12 protein-coding genes and 2 pseudogenes are annotated in these 16,525 nt (G+C 37.8%); 7 read left to right on the forward strand and 7 right to left on the reverse strand.

Annotation, left to right across the window (positions count from 1 at the left end):
* Positions 1-50: 50 nt before the first annotated feature.
* Positions 51-1,076 carry a porphobilinogen synthase gene (gene hemB / locus TY21_RS00315; protein ID WP_174232783.1) on the reverse strand — a complete coding sequence of 342 codons (1,026 nt, stop codon included), beginning with the start codon at positions 1,074-1,076 and terminating at the stop codon, positions 51-53.
* A 618-nt stretch (positions 1,077-1,694) separates the two neighbouring features.
* Here hemB and TY21_RS00320 point away from each other — a divergent pair.
* Positions 1,695-2,444, forward strand: a complete 750-nt coding sequence (locus tag TY21_RS00320) for a glycosyltransferase family 2 protein (protein WP_042240588.1) — start codon at positions 1,695-1,697, stop codon at positions 2,442-2,444.
* Positions 2,445-2,729: 285 nt separating this feature from the next.
* On the opposite strand, the gene TY21_RS00325 is transcribed toward TY21_RS00320, so the two are convergent.
* Positions 2,730-3,938, reverse strand: a complete 1,209-nt coding sequence (locus TY21_RS00325; protein WP_052354504.1) for a leucine-rich repeat domain-containing protein — start codon at positions 3,936-3,938, stop codon at positions 2,730-2,732.
* A gap of 567 nt (positions 3,939-4,505) precedes the next feature.
* Between TY21_RS00325 and TY21_RS00330 the strand changes: the two genes are divergently transcribed.
* Positions 4,506-6,125: a leucine-rich repeat domain-containing protein gene (locus TY21_RS00330; RefSeq protein WP_079979895.1), complete on the forward strand. Its 1,620-nt coding sequence runs from the start codon at positions 4,506-4,508 to the stop codon at positions 6,123-6,125.
* Between the two features lie 494 nt (positions 6,126-6,619).
* Positions 6,620-7,731 (forward strand): IS3 family transposase gene (locus TY21_RS00335; protein ID WP_130589431.1). Its coding sequence is split into 2 segments (ribosomal slippage): positions 6,620-6,893 and positions 6,893-7,731, totalling 1,113 coding nucleotides; the frame shifts between segments, so codons are not numbered across the junction.
* Positions 7,732-7,921: 190 nt separating this feature from the next.
* Here the strand turns inward: TY21_RS00335 and TY21_RS00340 are convergent.
* Positions 7,922-8,062 (reverse strand): annotated as a pseudogene (locus TY21_RS00340) (leucine-rich repeat domain-containing protein); the annotation flags it as partial.
* A 57-nt stretch (positions 8,063-8,119) separates the two neighbouring features.
* Here TY21_RS00340 and TY21_RS00345 point away from each other — a divergent pair.
* The gene (locus TY21_RS00345; RefSeq protein WP_042243465.1) at positions 8,120-8,488 is read left to right on the forward strand and encodes an IS630 transposase-related protein; all 369 of its coding nucleotides are present in this window, start codon (positions 8,120-8,122) and stop codon (positions 8,486-8,488) included.
* Positions 8,479-8,967, forward strand: a pseudogene (locus TY21_RS10895) (IS630 family transposase); the annotation flags it as partial. The gene TY21_RS00345 and the pseudogene TY21_RS10895, both read left to right, overlap by 10 nt.
* A 26-nt stretch (positions 8,968-8,993) precedes the next feature.
* Here TY21_RS10895 and TY21_RS11740 read toward each other — a convergent pair.
* From TY21_RS11740 to mutY, 3 genes are all read right to left on the reverse strand, one after another.
* Positions 8,994-9,113, reverse strand: a complete 120-nt coding sequence (locus TY21_RS11740) for a hypothetical protein (RefSeq protein WP_305037047.1) — start codon at positions 9,111-9,113, stop codon at positions 8,994-8,996.
* A 9-nt stretch (positions 9,114-9,122) separates the two neighbouring features.
* Positions 9,123-11,039, reverse strand: a complete 1,917-nt coding sequence (locus tag TY21_RS00355) for a leucine-rich repeat domain-containing protein (RefSeq protein WP_052354457.1) — start codon at positions 11,037-11,039, stop codon at positions 9,123-9,125.
* Positions 11,040-11,268: 229 nt separating this feature from the next.
* Positions 11,269-12,339 carry an A/G-specific adenine glycosylase gene (gene mutY, locus TY21_RS00360; RefSeq protein WP_042240003.1) on the reverse strand — a complete coding sequence of 357 codons (1,071 nt, stop codon included), beginning with the start codon at positions 12,337-12,339 and terminating at the stop codon, positions 11,269-11,271.
* On the opposite strand from mutY, the gene TY21_RS00365 reads away from it, so the two are divergent.
* Positions 12,334-12,903 (forward strand): flagellar export chaperone FlgN, encoded by a 570-nt coding sequence (locus TY21_RS00365; RefSeq protein WP_042240000.1) that lies wholly within the window; start codon positions 12,334-12,336, stop codon positions 12,901-12,903. The two genes, mutY and TY21_RS00365, sit on opposite strands and share 6 nt — an antisense overlap.
* A 197-nt stretch (positions 12,904-13,100) precedes the next feature.
* Here the strand turns inward: TY21_RS00365 and TY21_RS00370 are convergent, their stop codons facing one another.
* Positions 13,101-14,705, reverse strand: coding sequence for a peptide chain release factor 3 (locus TY21_RS00370; RefSeq protein ID WP_042239997.1), 1,605 nt, complete (start codon positions 14,703-14,705; stop codon positions 13,101-13,103).
* A 241-nt stretch (positions 14,706-14,946) separates the two neighbouring features.
* Between TY21_RS00370 and TY21_RS00375 the strand changes: the two genes are divergently transcribed.
* Complete coding sequence (locus TY21_RS00375; protein WP_042239994.1) at positions 14,947-16,176, forward strand: MFS transporter; 1,230 nt, start codon at positions 14,947-14,949, stop codon at positions 16,174-16,176.
* The last annotated feature ends 349 nt before the right edge of the window (positions 16,177-16,525 follow it).

Here is a 16,525-nt window from a genome sequence, read left to right on the forward strand (position 1 = left end):
CCTATCGCCTATCTCCAATTGTGGAGGGAATGAGAAAAACAAGGAAAAGGCTATTGCATCTTAATTAAGCGAGCGATTCTTTTTGAAGCGTAGGTAAGAATAAAATCAGCGCCTGCTCGTTTGATGGACAAAAGGCTTTCCATAAAAGCTTTATCTGCATCTAGCCATCCTTTCTCCGCAGCAGCCATGATCATGGCATATTCCCCACTCACATGATAGGCAGCAAGAGGCAGAAGAGTTTTTTCTCGGATAATAGAGATAATATCTAAGTAAGCTAAGGCAGGCTTAATCAAAAGCATGTCCGCTCCTTCCGCTTCATCTAAAATAGATTCAAGAATGGCTTCTCGGCTATTGGCAGGATCCATTTGATAAGTTTTTTTATCACCAAATTTAGGAGCCGAATGTAGTGCTTCACGAAAGGGGCCATAGAAAGAGGAGGCATATTTGGCTGCGTAGGATAAAATATTTACCTCTTTAAAGCCTGCTTTATCTAAATTTTCACGAATGTATCTTACACGTCCATCCATCATATCACTTGGAGCGACAATGTCAGCACCAGCTTGTGCTGCAAGAATAGACATTTCTCCCAGCATGTAAAGGGTAGGGTCATTGAGGATATGGCCTGACTCGTTTACAATTCCATCATGACCATGGCTAGTGTATGGATCCAAGGCAATATCGACTATTACACACATCTCAGGGATCGCTTGCTTTAAGGCTTGTATAGCTCGAGAGAGTAAATTATGAGGATTTATGGCTTCTTTACCTAAGTTATCTTTTTTTTCTTCAGGAATAACAGGAAAAAGATCAATGGCGCGAATGCCTAGTTGATAGAGCTCAATGGCTTCTTTGACAAGCAGATCCACAGAGATACGGGAGATGCCAGGCATGCTGGCAATCATCTCTTGGCGTTGATGGCCTTCTATGATAAATAATGGAGCGACCAGCTGATGGGGAAGGAGATGGTTTTCTTGGATAAGAGAGCGTATAGCAGGACTTTTGCGATTGCGGCGAGGGCGAATGGCTAAATCGACATGATGGCTGCTAATAAGGGAGTCTGGGAGTAATGGACGCATAAATAGCTTTCCTTAATATTAGGCATGTTTTTAGGCATTTATAACCTTTATAATACGAAAAAATATAGAAGCTGCTAATCCCTGTCAATATGGATGAAATTTATTTTGACCAATGAGTCTAAAGAATCTTATGATGGAGCAAACAAATGAGAAATTTGTGAAGGCTTACAACCTCCAAGGAGGGGAAATATAAATCTTTTTAGTAGAATTAAAGCATTATATTCCTGTTTGCTATCCTTCGATAATTTTTTAAAAAGCTTAGAGGCTCTTACTTTACTTTTGAAATAAAGTGCTTAGCCCCTACATAGAAAGCTTGCTTCTTTAGCAGGAAGGATAGATCCTACCTCAAGTTGTTGTTTAATCTACTAAAAACCCCTATCAAGAGATTAATCATCTAAAACTGTTTTCAAAAGAATAGGTTTTTGCCTTGGCTGGTGGTTAAATTTTTTTAAGAGAGGAGGGAGGATTGACTCTTGAAGCATGGAAAATTCTAGAGGCTTAGCCTTAGGTGTTTTAAAAGGACAATTTTTTGCCATCTTAAGATGAAAATAGGAATAGGGAAGATAGGCGAGCTAGAAAAAATAAAAAACATTAAAAAATTAAAACGATGAGGATGTCATGATACCTATTTCAGTCACTATCTTGACCAAGAATAGCTGCCAATACCTGGCTCAAGTGTTAGATAGTGTAAGTCTTTTTGATGAAGTCCTAATTTATGATACGGGATCTGTAGATGATACTATAAAGATAGCAAAAAGTTACTCTAATGTGCGTGTTATCTTAGCTACTTTTGAAGGATTTGGTCCTACTCATAACAAGGCTTCTGCTTATGCAAAACATGATTGGATCTTATCTTTAGATAGTGACGAACTTGTGACACCAGCGATGATTCAAGAGATTTTAGCAACTTCTTTGCAAGAAAAAGTAGTTTATTCTTTCCCACGACACAATTATTTTAATAATAAGTTTATTCGCTGGTGTGGTTGGTATCCAGATCGTCAATATAGGCTTTATAATAGAAAAGAAACAGGCTTTACTAATGTTCAAGTGCATGAAGCTATCATTGTCAAGCATATGCAACATGTACCTTTAAACAGCCCTCTTATTCATTATTCTTATAATTCTATCGCTGACTTTTTAAGTAAGATGCAGACCTATTCGACATTATTTGCTGAGCAGAACAAAGGTAAAAAAACTGCCTCCTTATCTAAAGCTTTGACGCATGGTATCTTTTCTTTCCTTAAGAGTTATATCCTTAAAAGAGGGTTTATGGGGGGATATGAGGGATTTATAATCTCTGCTTATAATGGACATACCGCTTTTTATAAATATCTTAAACTTTACGAAGCTAATCGTAAAGATGGCTAAATCCATTCTCAAGGTTAAAAAAATAGAAAGGTGGAGTTGGACTTTTTAATCTTTAAGACAGACGAGAATACCGCTTTTGAACTACTTCTTATGCAGCCCCATATTTTATAAACGTTCTTTTGTTAAGGAGCACGACAGCTTGCAGAGGATTAAATATATAGACTATGTTTTTTAAAGCGTATAAGAGTAATACGAGGCTAAAAATTTATCTTCATTAGCCTACAGCATGGCTAGCAAAAGCCTTTTGTTTCTTTTTAGCCCTTCTTTAAATTAAAACAAGGTTTATTATTCTATGGGTGGAAAACGCTGCCTTATTTCCTCTGAAATATTTTCGAGTGGATTTCCTTGCGTTTTAAGGGAGAGAAGTTGAGGTAATTGGTCTATTGATGTAGGAAGGGTGTTAAGGTGGTTATAGCTTAAATCAAGGTTTTGCATCGGAAAAAGCTGCCCCATTGCTATAACGAAGGAGGTGAGCTGGTTATGACTTAAGCTAAGAGAATATAACTGAGAGAATAGACCGCTTTCCATAGCAAAAGAGGTCAATTGGTTATGGTTGAGATAAAGCCACCCTAGCCCAGGTATTAAACCTATTTCCCTTGGAAGAAAAGATAGTTGGTTTTGGTTTAAGTTAAGCGAATATAGTCGCGACAGCTGCTGGATTTCTTTTGGAAGAGAGACGAGATGATTGTTACTTAAGTTAAGATGTCGCAGCCAATGTAAGTCACCTATTTCTTTTGGAAGGCAGGTGAGTTGGTTTTCGTTTAAATTAAGGGAAATTAACTGAAGAAACAGGCCGATTTCTTTAGGAAGAAAGGTAAGATAATTTTGACTTAAATTAAGGTTTTGTAGCAGAGTCAATTGTCCTATTTCTTTTGGAAGAAAGGTCAGTTGATTTTGGCTTAAATTAAGAGAAACAAGAGGAGAAAGCATGCCTATTTCAGGGGGTAAATAAGTTAAACCTAATCTAGATAAATCTAATACTTTGATCCCTTTGCCATAGCTTTCAATCCACTGATTAAAAAGCTTACCTTTTTCTTCCAAAGATAAAAGCTTAATTTCTTCTTGTGCTAAGTATTCCTTTCCTTCAGGAATTTTTTCCCAGATAAGCAGGCGATTAATGTTTAAGAGATAGGAAGAATAGTTAGCAAGCGTCAAATATCTTTTTTCTTCCGTTTTATTTTTAAACTCTAAAGGAGAAAGAGATTTAGCTAAGGTAAAAACTTGCTTAAAGATTCGATCCACTTTTTCTGCAGTAGCCAATTTAGAGTCTAATTGATAAATCTTGTCCAAGAGATGAGTTCGCTGCTTTTCATTTCCATTGATGACATGCATAGCTGCTATTTTTTTATAAAGGGAGGGCAGGATTTCAATAGCCACAAGCTCTTGCCATCTTTTACAGATGCTAAATAAAGGAGGTGTGACACATTCCTCTAAGATAGGAATCAGCAATTCATTAGGTAGATGATCAATAGGGGTAGAAGAAAAAGGCTGCATTGTATTTCCTTTTTAAATTTTCTCAAATTATTATCTAGTTTTTTATAAAAAGCATCTAAAAAGTTAGGGCAGCATCTTTGGCTGCTGTATGAAAATAGAAGAAGTTTGGCAGCAGGGACCTTCAGATTATTAGGCAGCTAAAGAGAAGGAGAGATTACTGGCAGCCTTTTATATTAATAAATATCAATTTTTATATTTGGCATTTGGCCTTGTCTTAAAAAAGATTAACTTTTAGGAGATTGGCGACAAAATTAAGCACTTATCGCTTAAAGCAGATTGAAAAATTTTTAAAGAAAAAAGAGGGTAGTCGGTCTTTAGGCAAATAGCTAGCTGAGTAAAAATTTCTAGGCTTAAAGTTCGAAAAAGGCTAATTTGAGAAAAAAAGTGCAAAAGAAAAAGCTAAGAGCTTTTTAAGAGTAAAAGATATTTACTGCTACTCTTCATGAAATATATAAAGGTTTAGCCTATCGTTAAAAAACTCATAACCAGTTCAGGCCTTTTAATTTTTTTGATCGACTTTTATAGAAATACCGCTCCAGCTGTTAAGAAACTTTAAAAGGAAATATAATGCAGCCTTTTTCTTCTACCTCTATTGATAACCTACCTAATGAATTGCTGCTGCCTATCTTAAAGGAATGTATCACACCTCCTTTATTTAGCATCTGTAAAAGATGGCAAGAGCTTGTGGCTATTGAAATCTTGCCCTCCCTTTATAAAAAAATAGCGGCTATGCATGTCATCAATAGAAACGAAAAGCAGCAAGCTCATCTCTTGGACAAGATTTATCAATTAGACTCTAAATTGGCTGCTTCAGAGAAAGTGGATCGAATCTTTAAGCAAGTTTTTACCTTAGCTGAATCTCTTTCTCCTTTAGAGTTTAAAAATAAAACGGAAGAAAAAAGATATTTAACGCTTGCTAACTATTCTTCCTATCTCTTAAACATTAATCGTCTGCTTATCTGGAAAAGAATCCCTGGAGGAAAGGAATACTTAGCACAAGAAGAAGTTAACCTTTTATCTTTGGAAGAAAAAGGTAAGCTTTTTAGTCAGTGGATTAGAAATAGTTGCCAAAATGTTAGGCTATTAGATTTATCCAGCTTAGGTTTAACTTATTTACCCCCTGAAATAGGCCTGTTTTCTGCTCTTGTTTCTCTTAATTTAAGCTCCAATCAGCTGACGTTCCTTCCTAAAGAAATAGGCCAACTAACTCAGCTGGAGTGGTTTTACTTAAGTCGTAATCGTCTTACCCTGGTAGCAGGAGAAATAGGTCAACTTTCTCATCTACGGACGCTTGACTTAAGTGACAACCTAATCAGCTGGCTTCCTTTAGAGATAGGAAAGCTTTTTAAACTAGTAAATCTTTATTTAAACTTAAACCGGCTTAATTCCCTTCCCTCGGAAATAGGCCAGCTGTTTTTACTAAAAAATTTTAATTTAAGCCGAAATGATCTTAGAAGCCTTCCTGCAGAGATAGGCCTGCTCACTCATTTAGAAGAGCTTTATCTAAGCCAAAACTGTCTCACTTCTTTGCCTAAAGAAATAGCTCAGCTGTCTCGCTTGCAAAAGCTTGATTTAAATCAAAACCAGCTTAATTCCCTCCCTGTAGAGTTAGGGAAGGTCTTTGGGCTCGAATGGCTATGTTTACATCACAACAGGCTGAATTTCCTTCCTACAGAAATAGGCCAATTGACTCAGCTACAGAGGCTTGATCTAAGCAAAAATCAGCTTAAGTCTCTTCCTGCAGAAATAGGACAACTAGCTCGGCTGAGGATGCTTAACTTAAGCCAAAATCAGTTAACCTCCCTCCCTACAGAGATAGGCCAGCTGACTCAGTTATATGGTCTTAACTTGAGCCAAAACCATTTTGCTACTCTTCCTGCGCAGCTATGGCTACTAAAGCAGCTAGAAGAACTTCGCGTAAGTCAAAATAAGCTTACTTCCCTACCTGCGGAAATCGATCAACTGAATCAGTTGGAAGAACTTTATTTAAGTCAAAACCTTCTTATCTGCCTTCCCCCTAATATAGGAAATCTTCCCAAGCTAAAATGGCTTCATTTAGACCATAATCAGCTCAACTCCCTTCCTGTTGAGATAGAAAAGCTATCTCCATCTTTATACGAGCTAAATTTAACGGGAAATCTTTTTAAAACTATTTCTGAGAAGATTAGGCAGCATTTTCAGCTGTAGAGGCTTTGCTTTTTTAGAAGAGAAATGTCTTCTCACATTTTGTTTAGCTATCCTTAATAGTGGAGGCTAAGCATGCTGTTCTTCTTTCTCTTCTCCATTTTATGGATATATAGGATGGTATTAAGAGACTGCCGAGGCTTGAAGCCCGCAGATTAAGAATGGATAGTGAAGGTAAAAAAGAATAGTTTGCCTGTGTAGAAGATAGGAGTGAATAAAATGTGGGTTGAAAAGGTGTACTTTAGGCTAGAGAAGGAGCGGGTAGAAGCATCTTTATTACTTGTATCTAAGCTAAACATTTTTTCTATTAGATAAGCCAGCTCTGTGATCAAAAATGGCACACTGAGAAAGTTGCTTTACCTTTGCGGAAAGAGAGGTAAGTTGGTTGCCATATAGAAAAAGCTTTTCCTATAGTGGCTCCGCTTTTTTGGACAAAATTTAAGTAAAAAACTTTCCCTCAGTTTAAAATAAAAACTTAATATTAAAGAGGAAAAGCTATGTCCACAAAAAGAAAAAGACACTCGTCGGAGTTCAAAGCAAAAGTTGCATTAGAAGCATTTAAAGGGTTCAAAACCATTAATGAGCTTGCTACAGAATATTCGGTGCATCCAACTCAAATTTCTCAATGGAAAAAGCATCTCATAGAAGCTTTACCAGTACTTTTTAGCAGTATGGATAAAGTTAGTAAGACAGATCAAAAGTTGGTTGACAACCTTTATCAACAGATCGGTCGTTTAAAGGTTGAGTTAGATTGGCTTAAAAAAAAACTATACTGACAAGGCTTGAAAAGCGCTCTTTAGTTGACCGCCAATCAAAAGAGATTTCTGTAGAAAGACAATGCGTACTTCTTGGGATAGAGCGATCTACCTATTATTACCATCCAAGAGAAGAAAGTGAGTTCAACCTTAAGATAATGCGCTTGATAGATGAAGAATATACCAGGCATCCTTTTTATGGATCTAGAAAGATGACTATTTGTTTGCATAATCAGGGTTTAAAAGTAGGTAGAAGGCGGATTAGTGGGCTTATGAAATTAATGGGTATTGAAGCCATCTATCAAAAACCGAACTTAAGTAAACCTAATGCTGAGCATCATATATACCCCTATTTATTGAGAGGCTTGCAGATAAATAAGTGTAATCAAGTATGGAGTACGGACATAACGTACATACCAATGAAGAAGGGATTTTTATATTTAACAGCGGTGATGGATTGGTACAGTAGATATGTTCTTTCTTGGCGCCTTTCAAATACGCTAGATGTTGATTTTTGTATTGAAGCTGTAAAAGAAGCATTTTTAAAAGGTATTCCAGAGATTTTTAATACAGATCAAGGATCACAATTTACAAGCAACAGGTTTGTAGATTTTGTTAGAGAAAAAAATATTGCTTTTAGCATGGATGGAAAAGGAAGAGCAACAGATAATATATTTGTAGAGCGTTTGTGGAGGTCAGTCAAGTATGAAGATGTATATCTGAAAGATTATCAAAACGGACTTGAGGTTTATCAAGGACTTACCAGCTATTTTGAGTTTTATAATAAAAACCGTCCACATCAGTCTTTAAAATACAAAACCCCAGCGGAGGCATATGGTATAATAATTTATTAGGTGAAAATGAAAAAAGTAAGATAAAATAATAGGCGCAAAACCAACATGGTCATTGAAACTCCAAGCTACGTAAAATTTGAATTAAATTGTGGAAGAAGATGATTAATGTTGTATCGAACAAACCTTAAAAAGGTAAAGTTTCTTACTTAATTTTGCAAAAAACTGTCTAAACAACCGAAGCCACCACATCCAGCTCAGAAAGTTGTCCAATTTCAGCAGGAAGAGCAATTAGCTGGTTGTTGCTTAACTCTAGCTCATTCAGCTTAGAAAGCTGTCCTATTTCGGCAGGAAGAGAGGTAAGCTGGTTTTGCTGCAAGTTAAGTGAGTGCAGCTGAGCTATAGTTATTTGAATTTTATTTTTCTAAGGATGTATGTATAATCAATTGGCATGGTATATTCACACGATTTAAGAAAAAAAGCTTTGAATTATATAGAGAATGGCGGCTCAATGGCCACAGCTAGTGAGGTGTTTGGTGTAACAGTTCGCACGTTAACCAACTGGATTAAGCGGAAAAAACAAGGTTGTCTAGCTCCTAAAAAAAGACGACAGAGCCCCAGTAAAATAGATAGTGAAAAGCTAAAATTATATATAAAACAAAATCCTGATGCCTACCTTAGGGAAATAGCTGAGGCATTCGGAGTGACAATAACTGCAGTCTTTTATGCCTGTAAAAGACTGAAAATCACTTTAAAAAAAAGACACCCTTCTACAAGGAAAGAGATGAGAATAAACGAGAGGAGTTTAGACAAAAGCTAGAAAACATTCCGGAAGAAAATAGGATTTACATAGATGAGAGCGGGATAAATGCCTACTTACAGCGCCAGCATGCAAGATCACCTATAGGAGAAAAGATTTATGGTGCTATAGCAGGTCGTTCATTTGCTAGAGAAAGCTTTATAGCAGCTAAATGCAAGTCTAAAATTTTAGCTCCTTTTTGTTATACAGGTACTTGTAATTCTCTTCTGTTTAACATTTGGCTAGAAAAAATATTGATACCTGAACTTAAAGCAGGACAAGTTCTGATAATGGATAATGCTACCTTCCATAAATCGCAAGCCACTGATGAACTTATTAAAAAGGCAGGGTGTGAGATTTTATTTTTACCGCCTTATTCTCCAGATCTAAACCCTATTGAAACCTTTTGGGCTAATTTTAAAAAGATTGTGGCAGCAAACTTAAGTAAGTTCTCGACTCTTGCTCAAACCATTGATTACTCTTTTTTAAGTATATGTTAATGAATAGAAATTTAAAATTTAAACCACTATAGCTGACCTATCTCAGCAGGAAGAGCGTTTAGCTGGTTGTTGCTTATCTGAAGAAATTTTAGCTGAGACAGCTGCCCAATTTTAGCAGGAAGAGCGGTTAATTGGTTTTGTTGCAAGTCAAGCGTTCATAACTGAGAAAGCTGCCCAATTTCAGTAGGAAGAACGGCTAATTGGTTTTGTTGCAAGTTAAGACGATATAACTGAGTCAGCTGGCCTATCTCTGTAGGGAGGGAGGTTAGCTGATTTCGGCTTAAGTTAAGCGTCCTCAATCGAGCTAGTTGCCCAATTTCTGCAGGCAGAGCGGTGAGCTGGTTTTGCTGCAAGTAAAGCAATACTAACTGAGAAAGCTGTCCAATTTCAGCAGGAAGAGCATTTAGCTTGTTGCTGCTCAAGTCAAGCCATTCTAACTGAGAAAGCTGTCCAATTGCAGCCGGAAGAGCGTTTAGCTGGTTGTTGCTTAACCAGAGACGTTTCAGCTTAGGAAGCTGTCCAATCGCAGCCGGAAGAGCGTTTAGCTGGTTTTGCTGCAAGTTAAGCTTGTGCAGCTGAGAAAGCTGCCCAATTTCGATAGGGAGGGTGGTGAGGTTGTTTTTACTTAGGTCAAGCTCTTTCAGCTGAGACAGCTGCCCTATCTCTGGAGGTAAAAAAGTTAAGCCTGATTCACTTAAGTCTAGGTGAGTGAAATTTTTATCTTGCTCTTTCATCCATTTGCTTAGTTCTTCTATATAAGCCTTTAGAAGCTCTCCTTTTTGCTTTAAAGGTAAAGCTTTAATGCTTTCTTTGCTTAAGTTCTCTTTCCCTTCAGGCAGCTTCTGCCAAAGTAAGAGGCGATTAATATTGAGTAGATAGGAAGAATAATTAGAGAGGGTGAGAGCTTCATTGATGGTATTTTCTTCTCCAAAATCTATAGGAGAAAGATCTTTGGCTAGGCTTAAGACTTGCTTAAAGATGTAAGGGGCTTTTTCTTCCACAGCAAGGGTAGGTTCAATTTTATAAATCTGATCTATAATACGAGCTTGCTCTGTAAAATCTCCCCCTTTGTGAGGAAAATGGAAATGTACTATCTCGTAGTAAAGAGTGCTCATAGCGGGTGAAGAATGGGCTTGAATTTCTTTAACAGGTAAGCTAGATAAAGGAGGTGTATAAAGGGGAGATTGAGGAGTAACCGCAGAAATTGGCTGCGGAGAAACAGCTTGAGTTTCTTTAGCTGAGAGAATAGCTAAAGAAGATGAGGAAGCAGGAGGTTGAGGAACAACTGTTGGGAGAGGGGAAGAAGGGCTATGAATTTGCTGTAGTTTTTCTAGGGCAATTTGCCTTATCTTTTTATTTTCACCTAGCAAATTTTTTGTCCATTTATAACTTACTTTTTCTTTCTCGGTCAGCTCTTCACTCTCCTGGCTCATCAACTCTTCCAATTGGCTTTCTAGCATTTTCTTTAAAGTTGGATTGCCTTGGATTTGCGGTTCTTCTAGAAGATTGAACAAAAGTTCAGTATAACCTTCCCTAGAAGGCTCTAAAGAGGAAAGTGTTCTTTCTTTACTTTTATTTAAAGGGACAATATTGGGCTTTGAAAAGGAGGGGGATACAACCGAAGGAGAGCTTGAGGAGCGTTTAAGGCAAAACTCTAGGTAGGCTTGGGCTTTTTCATAAGTAGGGCTTAATTGTAGAGCCTGCAGTAAAGCTCCTATGGCTGCTGCATGCTCTTCTTGTTCAACGTGTTTTTTACCTCTTAAGAAATGCTTTTCGGCTTCTTCGCTAGGTTCTTGTTTAGGCTCTCTTTCTAAAGGATGAGAGGTGGCTGTTTCAGCCAGATGCCTGATCGTATAGTTGGGCACATAATTTTTGATGGGCTGCCTATCTAAGGGGCAGAGCTTATTACGAGCTAAGCATTGGATGATGGTATCTTCATTAAAGGTGTGGCCACAAGGGACTAAGGTAACCGCTTTATTCATCAACTCCCCTGAGACAGCATCTTCTATATTCGCTGAAACTGTAGCTCGAAAGTCTGTCTGTATGCTAGAGGTTGAATTGGAGGGGATCATTTAGGCTCCTTGAGTTTTATAAGTTAACACCTTCTTCAAGTTTAGGTGAAGGTGCTTCTTTTTACCTAATAGATTTACTCCTCATACTTTTTTTTAGCAAGTTGTTATTTAATAAAGGCAAAAGCTTGCGCCGCTATTTTAAGGGGGAGTTTTGCTAGGATCATTAGCATTTTAAGGGATAAATTTTAAAGCTTTCGATTTGAAAGGTGGGAAAAAGAAGTCTTTAAAGTCATGCTTTTAAATTTAGGCCCATGAAGATACGACGATGACCTGAGGAAAAGGCCAGCTGCCTCAGCGTTTCATGAGTGAGCCAGGTATGATCCGTAATAGGCCTTTCATACAAAGAATGAAAGAGTACGGGCTTTAAACTAGCTTGATATCTTGTAAAAGAGTGCTTAACTTGGGGAAGCTCTTTGATATATTGAGTTTCTAAAGACCATTGCAGAAATATCTCTTCTTGAAGACGCTGATAGCTCCAGCCCAGGGGAGGAGTTTCAAAATAAGGAAATTCATGTAAATCGGACATGATTTCACCTTTTTGTCCTCGTTTGACAAGTAATTTATTATCAAATATAATGATAGGAACTGCTCGATATAGATAGCTTGTTTCCACTTTGGTGGATTTAAAGGGTAATTGCTGAGCTGTACCATTCCTATAGCCCTTACAGCTAGATCTTAAAGGACACTCCATACATTTAGGCTTTTTCTTACATATTGTTGCCCCTAGTTCAATGAGAGCTTCATTTTGAATCCAAGCCTCATCCTCAGGGAGGATTTCTAGGGCAATTTTACGTAAATTACTTACGGTTTTATTTTTAGCAAAATCCTCTTTAATCTCAAAATAACGGGATAAGACGCGAATAACATTGCCATCTACAGCTGCAGCACGTTGACGAAAAGCAAAACTTAAAATGGCCCCCACGGTGTAAGGGCCTAATCCTTTTATCTTTTTTAATTCCTCTTCATTAGAAGGGAGTTGCCCCTGATGATGAGTTACAACATATTGAGCGGCTTGATGTAAGCTTCTTGCTCTTGAATAATATCCTAAACCTTCCCATATTTTAATGATCTCATCAAGATCTGCCTCAGCAAGGGAAGCTATAGAGGGAAATCGCTGCATCCATCGATGAAAGTAAGGAATAACCACGGAGACTTGAGTTTGCTGCAACATGACTTCCGATACCCAGACAGCATAAGGAGATGGATGATGACGCCAGGGAAGAGTGCGTTTCTCAGCTAAGAACCATTCCTTAAGCCTTTTAAAATCAATTGAATACATAAAACCTAATAAAATATGCATTTTTCCAATAGAAAAAATGATATTATACGTGATGAGCTTAATGAGGTAAAGATGATAGACGAAGCATTAAAAATTGCCATGAGCGCTCTCGTAAATGTTTTGCGTGAGTTGTTAGCCAATATGGAAGAAGAGCAGTATGCTATTATGGCGCAAAATGCTCCAGCCTTTCAAGTGATCATGAATAGTAGAGAGCCGCTCCTAAATTCTATGCAAGCTTTCAGAGGTGCAATGGTGCAGGAAATCAATAAGTTAAAAGACCTTCATCCCGAGCATGCCGATCTTGAAAGCGATCAAGAAAGGTTAAAAAATTTAGCTCGATTGGCAGGCGCTGATAACATTGAGCTGTTAACTCTGCGGGATCAAATTTTAGCTCTTTCAGAGCAGATGGAAAAGCAAAACAGTTATAATAAACTGCTTTTAGGTAATCAGCAAAATGAGTCTGATACCGAAAATTATTCCCATCAATACAAACCTCGACTAGCCGCTAGGGTTAAGCCTCAAAAAAGTTCTATTCTCCCTAAGCAGATTCTTCAGACAATAGAAAGAACGGCCGAAGAAAATTAAAGCTTTTAGATAGGTCTTTAATTTTTTAAAAAACAGTCCATAAGTTAGCTCACTTAAAGTCTATTGTAGTAAAGCTTGGCCTTTGAAGGCTGAGGGGACAAGGTTAAGCAAAGTTATGCTTGTTATGCTTTTAACACAGATAAAAGTTAGGTGCTTTAGCAAAAAAGTTAATGAAAATTCTAAAAAAAGCTTTTTTATTAAAGGATATCTACCAGTTGATGCTCAAGGTTTTGTTTAACAGCATACTGCTTTTCCCATGTCTCAGTAAATAAAGCGATCGGCCGATTGTAACGGTCTTGGACGATTAAGCTGTTACTAGGTTTTTGAAAAGTTTTAATATCACCCAGTAGCCAAGCACTGCATTTGTAGGGTAAGGAAGAAACGGTTGTATCGACACCATATTCATCTTTTAAGCGGTATTGCATCACTTCGAACTGTAGCTGCCCTACAGCAGCAAAGATTAGCTCAGCGCCATATTCGTAAGGTTTAAGAAGCTGTATGGCTCCTTCTTCTGTTAATTGATAAACACCTTTATCAAAGGATTTACGCTTGCCCACATCTTTGGGAGAAACATGCGCAAAAATTTCGGGTTGAAAATGCGGAATAGGTTTAAAGTTGAAACCGCCTTTAGTCGAAATGGTATCGCCTACGGAAAATACACCGGGATTGATTACACCGATTACATCGCCAGCATAGCCTGTATCCACAATGGTACGTTCTCCAGCCAGCATGCCATGAGGGCGCGAAAGGCGTACTTCTTTAGCCGTGCGATGATGCTTAACAAGCATGTCGCGCTCAAATCTACCTGAGCAAATCCTTAAAAAAGCCATGCTATCACGATGTTTTTTATCCATATTAGCTTGTATTTTAAAAACATAGGCACTAAACGGTGCTTCTACAGGGTCGAGCGTTTTTTCTTCTCCATTGTTTAAGTTAACTAGGCGAGGTTGTGGAGGCGGGGCAAGATGGATAAAGGCATCAAAAAAAGGTTCAACACCAAAATTGGTTAAAGCCGATGCAAAAAATACGGGAGTCACGTTACCTGCTAAGAAATGCTTATAATCAAAAGGGTTACCCGCCATTTCTAATAATTCTAGCTCTTGCATTAAATGATGGTGAGCTTCTTCTCCCATAAGCAGAACGATTTCAGGGCTATTTAGAGGATAACGGGTGATTTCAGCTTTTTGCGCGCCACCAACTGATGTTTTTGCAAAAAGAAGCACCTGCTTTTCTAATCGATCGTATACACCCTTAAAAGAAGCTCCGCAGCCAATCGGCCAATTAAAAGCTGTAGATTGAATGCCGAGCACATTCTCTACTTCATTCATAAGGTCGAGGGGATCGCGTCCAGGCATGTCCATTTTATTAATAAAGGTCAAGACTGGGATTTTGCGAAGTCGGCACACTTCGAAGAGCTTACGCGTTTGTTTCTCAACCCCTTTAGCAGCATCGATAACCATAATAGCACAGTCAGCAGCTGTGAGAGTTCTATAGGTGTCTTCAGAAAAATCTTCGTGACCAGGGGTATCTAAAATATTAATCAATGTCTCTTTGTAAGGAAACTGCATGGCCGAGGAGGTAATAGAAATCCCTCTTTCTTGTTCCATAGCCATCCAATCGGAAGCGGCAGCTTTGCGTCCTTTACGCCCCCGTACAATTCCTGCGGTATGAAGCATACCGGAATAAAGCAACAGCTTTTCTGTCAGGGTCGTTTTGCCCGCATCAGGATGGCTGATAATGGCAAATGTCCGGCGTTTAAAAATCTCAGCTTGCAGGTCTACTTTATTTTCTAAGGGGCTCACATCTTTCCAGTAATTGTTTAGTTTAAAATGAAAAGTAGTGTAACATTTTAGCTAATATAACCCAAACATCTTAAAGGAGGAAGTTCCGATAAATTAGCTTGGTAGATGTTAGAGAAGCTACGGCTTTCTTTTGTTAATTAAAATAATTTAATAAAGGATTGAGCTACTAGAGGCTTAATTATTAAAAGCCCTCCATATTTTATATTGTATTTTCAGAAAATAATTTATACAATTCTCTGCTATGAAAGTTTGCCAAAACACACGTTATGTCTTTATAGGGAGCCATCTCTTAAATGCCCCGCTGTGGGCGATGTATACTTTATTAGTTTTTATCTTTTATAAAGATTTGCATGCCTCGCCTTTACAGATCACTTTGCTCATTAGTTCTAAGCCTGTTGTAGCTATTGCTTCATTCTATTGGAACTCCTTTGTAGAGAAAAGGCATGACTTGCTAAAGAAGAGCATAGGATGTGCAAGTGTTATAGGACTTTTGCCCTGTTTTTTCTTCCCCTTTATTGATAATAATTGGTTTTATATCTTCGCTTTTGCAGTTTATATGATGGCCAGCAGAGCCATTATACCTGCATGGATGGAAATCCTAAAAATTAAAATTCATGCCGAAGCAAGAAGTAAAATCTTTTCCGTAGGCTCTTCAATTAATTATTTAACTAGCCTTTTCTTTCCTTTATTTATCTCTCGATGGATGGATAACAGTCCTGGCATTTGGCGGTGGGGATTTTTTATAGCAGCAGGAATAAGTTTATTGAGCAATTTTTTATTAGTTACTATCCCTTTGCCTAAAGAGGAACCCCCTCCTCTAAATGATAAGCAGAATTTAAAAGACACCCTCGTGCAGCCTTGGAGGAATTTTATCAAGTTAATGAGAGCGCGTCCAGATTTTGCCCACTTCCAACTGATCTTTATGTGTGGAGGGCTAGGGCTTATGATTATGCAGCCAGCGTTACCTGTTTTTACATTAGAAGTGCTCCACCTTTCTTATACTGAATTAGTCATTGCTATCTCTGTTTGCAAAGGGATAGGCTTTGCATTGACTACCCGTATATGGGCTTTATTTTTTAATAAGATAAACATTTATATTTTAACTTTTTTGATTTGTTTTCTAGCTACTTTATTTCCTATATTCTTGATAACAGCTAGCTTACATTGGATATGGGTGTACGTGGCTTATTTTGTCTATGGAATTATGCAGGCAGGCAGCGAGATGTGTTGGAATCTATCAGGGCCTAGGTTTGCTCGGAAAGAAAATAGTGCTGCCTTTACGGGAATCAATGTAGTATTGGTGGGGCTTAGAGGATGTGTAGGTCCTTTTTTAGGAGGTTATCTAGGATTTATTGCTAATTCCTATTTACCCTTAATAGTTGGAGGGTTTTTTTGCCTGTGTGGAACAGGGTGTGCGATCTACAGTAGCAAGAAATATGCAGAGAAGGAGCTTTTGTCAAAACCTTCTTAGTAAAAAGTAAGGGAATTTCTCCACCTTAAATTCTGCAGATAATGGGCTTCCCTCATGAATTGTGAATTAAGAATTTAAGAGGAGATTAATATTCTTTTTGTATAAAAAGGTAGCGCTTTTTTTCCCACAATGATAAATGCATTTTTTATCGAAGAAGAGGATGAGGAACCAAAAAGATCTTAAAAGAAGAAAAAGATAGGCAAATCACTTGCCACAGGCTCTATCCCTCCCTTTCTTAAAAAGATAAAGAATGCTTGAGAAAAGAATGAGGCCCGAGCTAGACTGCTTTTTTAAAGTCTTTTTTGAATGGTTACTATTCTTTTTGGAGTAGCTGAGAAATTGCTCCTTG

This window comes from Neochlamydia sp. S13, from assembly GCF_000648235.2.
Classification (GTDB): Bacteria; Chlamydiota; Chlamydiia; order Chlamydiales; family Parachlamydiaceae; genus Neochlamydia.

What these genes read in the sequence shown, in the direction of transcription:
- hemB (WP_174232783.1), bottom strand. Translation starts at nt 1,076, where the DNA reads ATGCGTCCATTACTCCCAGACTCCCTTATTAGCAGCCATCATGTCGAT.
- TY21_RS00320 (WP_042240588.1), top strand. Translation starts at nt 1,695, where the DNA reads ATGATACCTATTTCAGTCACTATCTTGACCAAGAATAGCTGCCAATAC.
- TY21_RS00325 (WP_052354504.1), bottom strand. Translation starts at nt 3,938, where the DNA reads ATGCAGCCTTTTTCTTCTACCCCTATTGATCATCTACCTAATGAATTG.
- TY21_RS00330 (WP_079979895.1), top strand. Translation starts at nt 4,506, where the DNA reads ATGCAGCCTTTTTCTTCTACCTCTATTGATAACCTACCTAATGAATTG.
- TY21_RS00345 (WP_042243465.1), top strand. Translation starts at nt 8,120, where the DNA reads ATGGTATATTCACACGATTTAAGAAAAAAAGCTTTGAATTATATAGAG.
- TY21_RS00355 (WP_052354457.1), bottom strand. Translation starts at nt 11,039, where the DNA reads ATGATCCCCTCCAATTCAACCTCTAGCATACAGACAGACTTTCGAGCT.
- TY21_RS00365 (WP_042240000.1), top strand. Translation starts at nt 12,334, where the DNA reads ATGCATTTTTCCAATAGAAAAAATGATATTATACGTGATGAGCTTAAT.
- mutY (WP_042240003.1), bottom strand. Translation starts at nt 12,339, where the DNA reads ATGCATATTTTATTAGGTTTTATGTATTCAATTGATTTTAAAAGGCTT.
- TY21_RS00375 (WP_042239994.1), top strand. Translation starts at nt 14,947, where the DNA reads ATGAAAGTTTGCCAAAACACACGTTATGTCTTTATAGGGAGCCATCTC.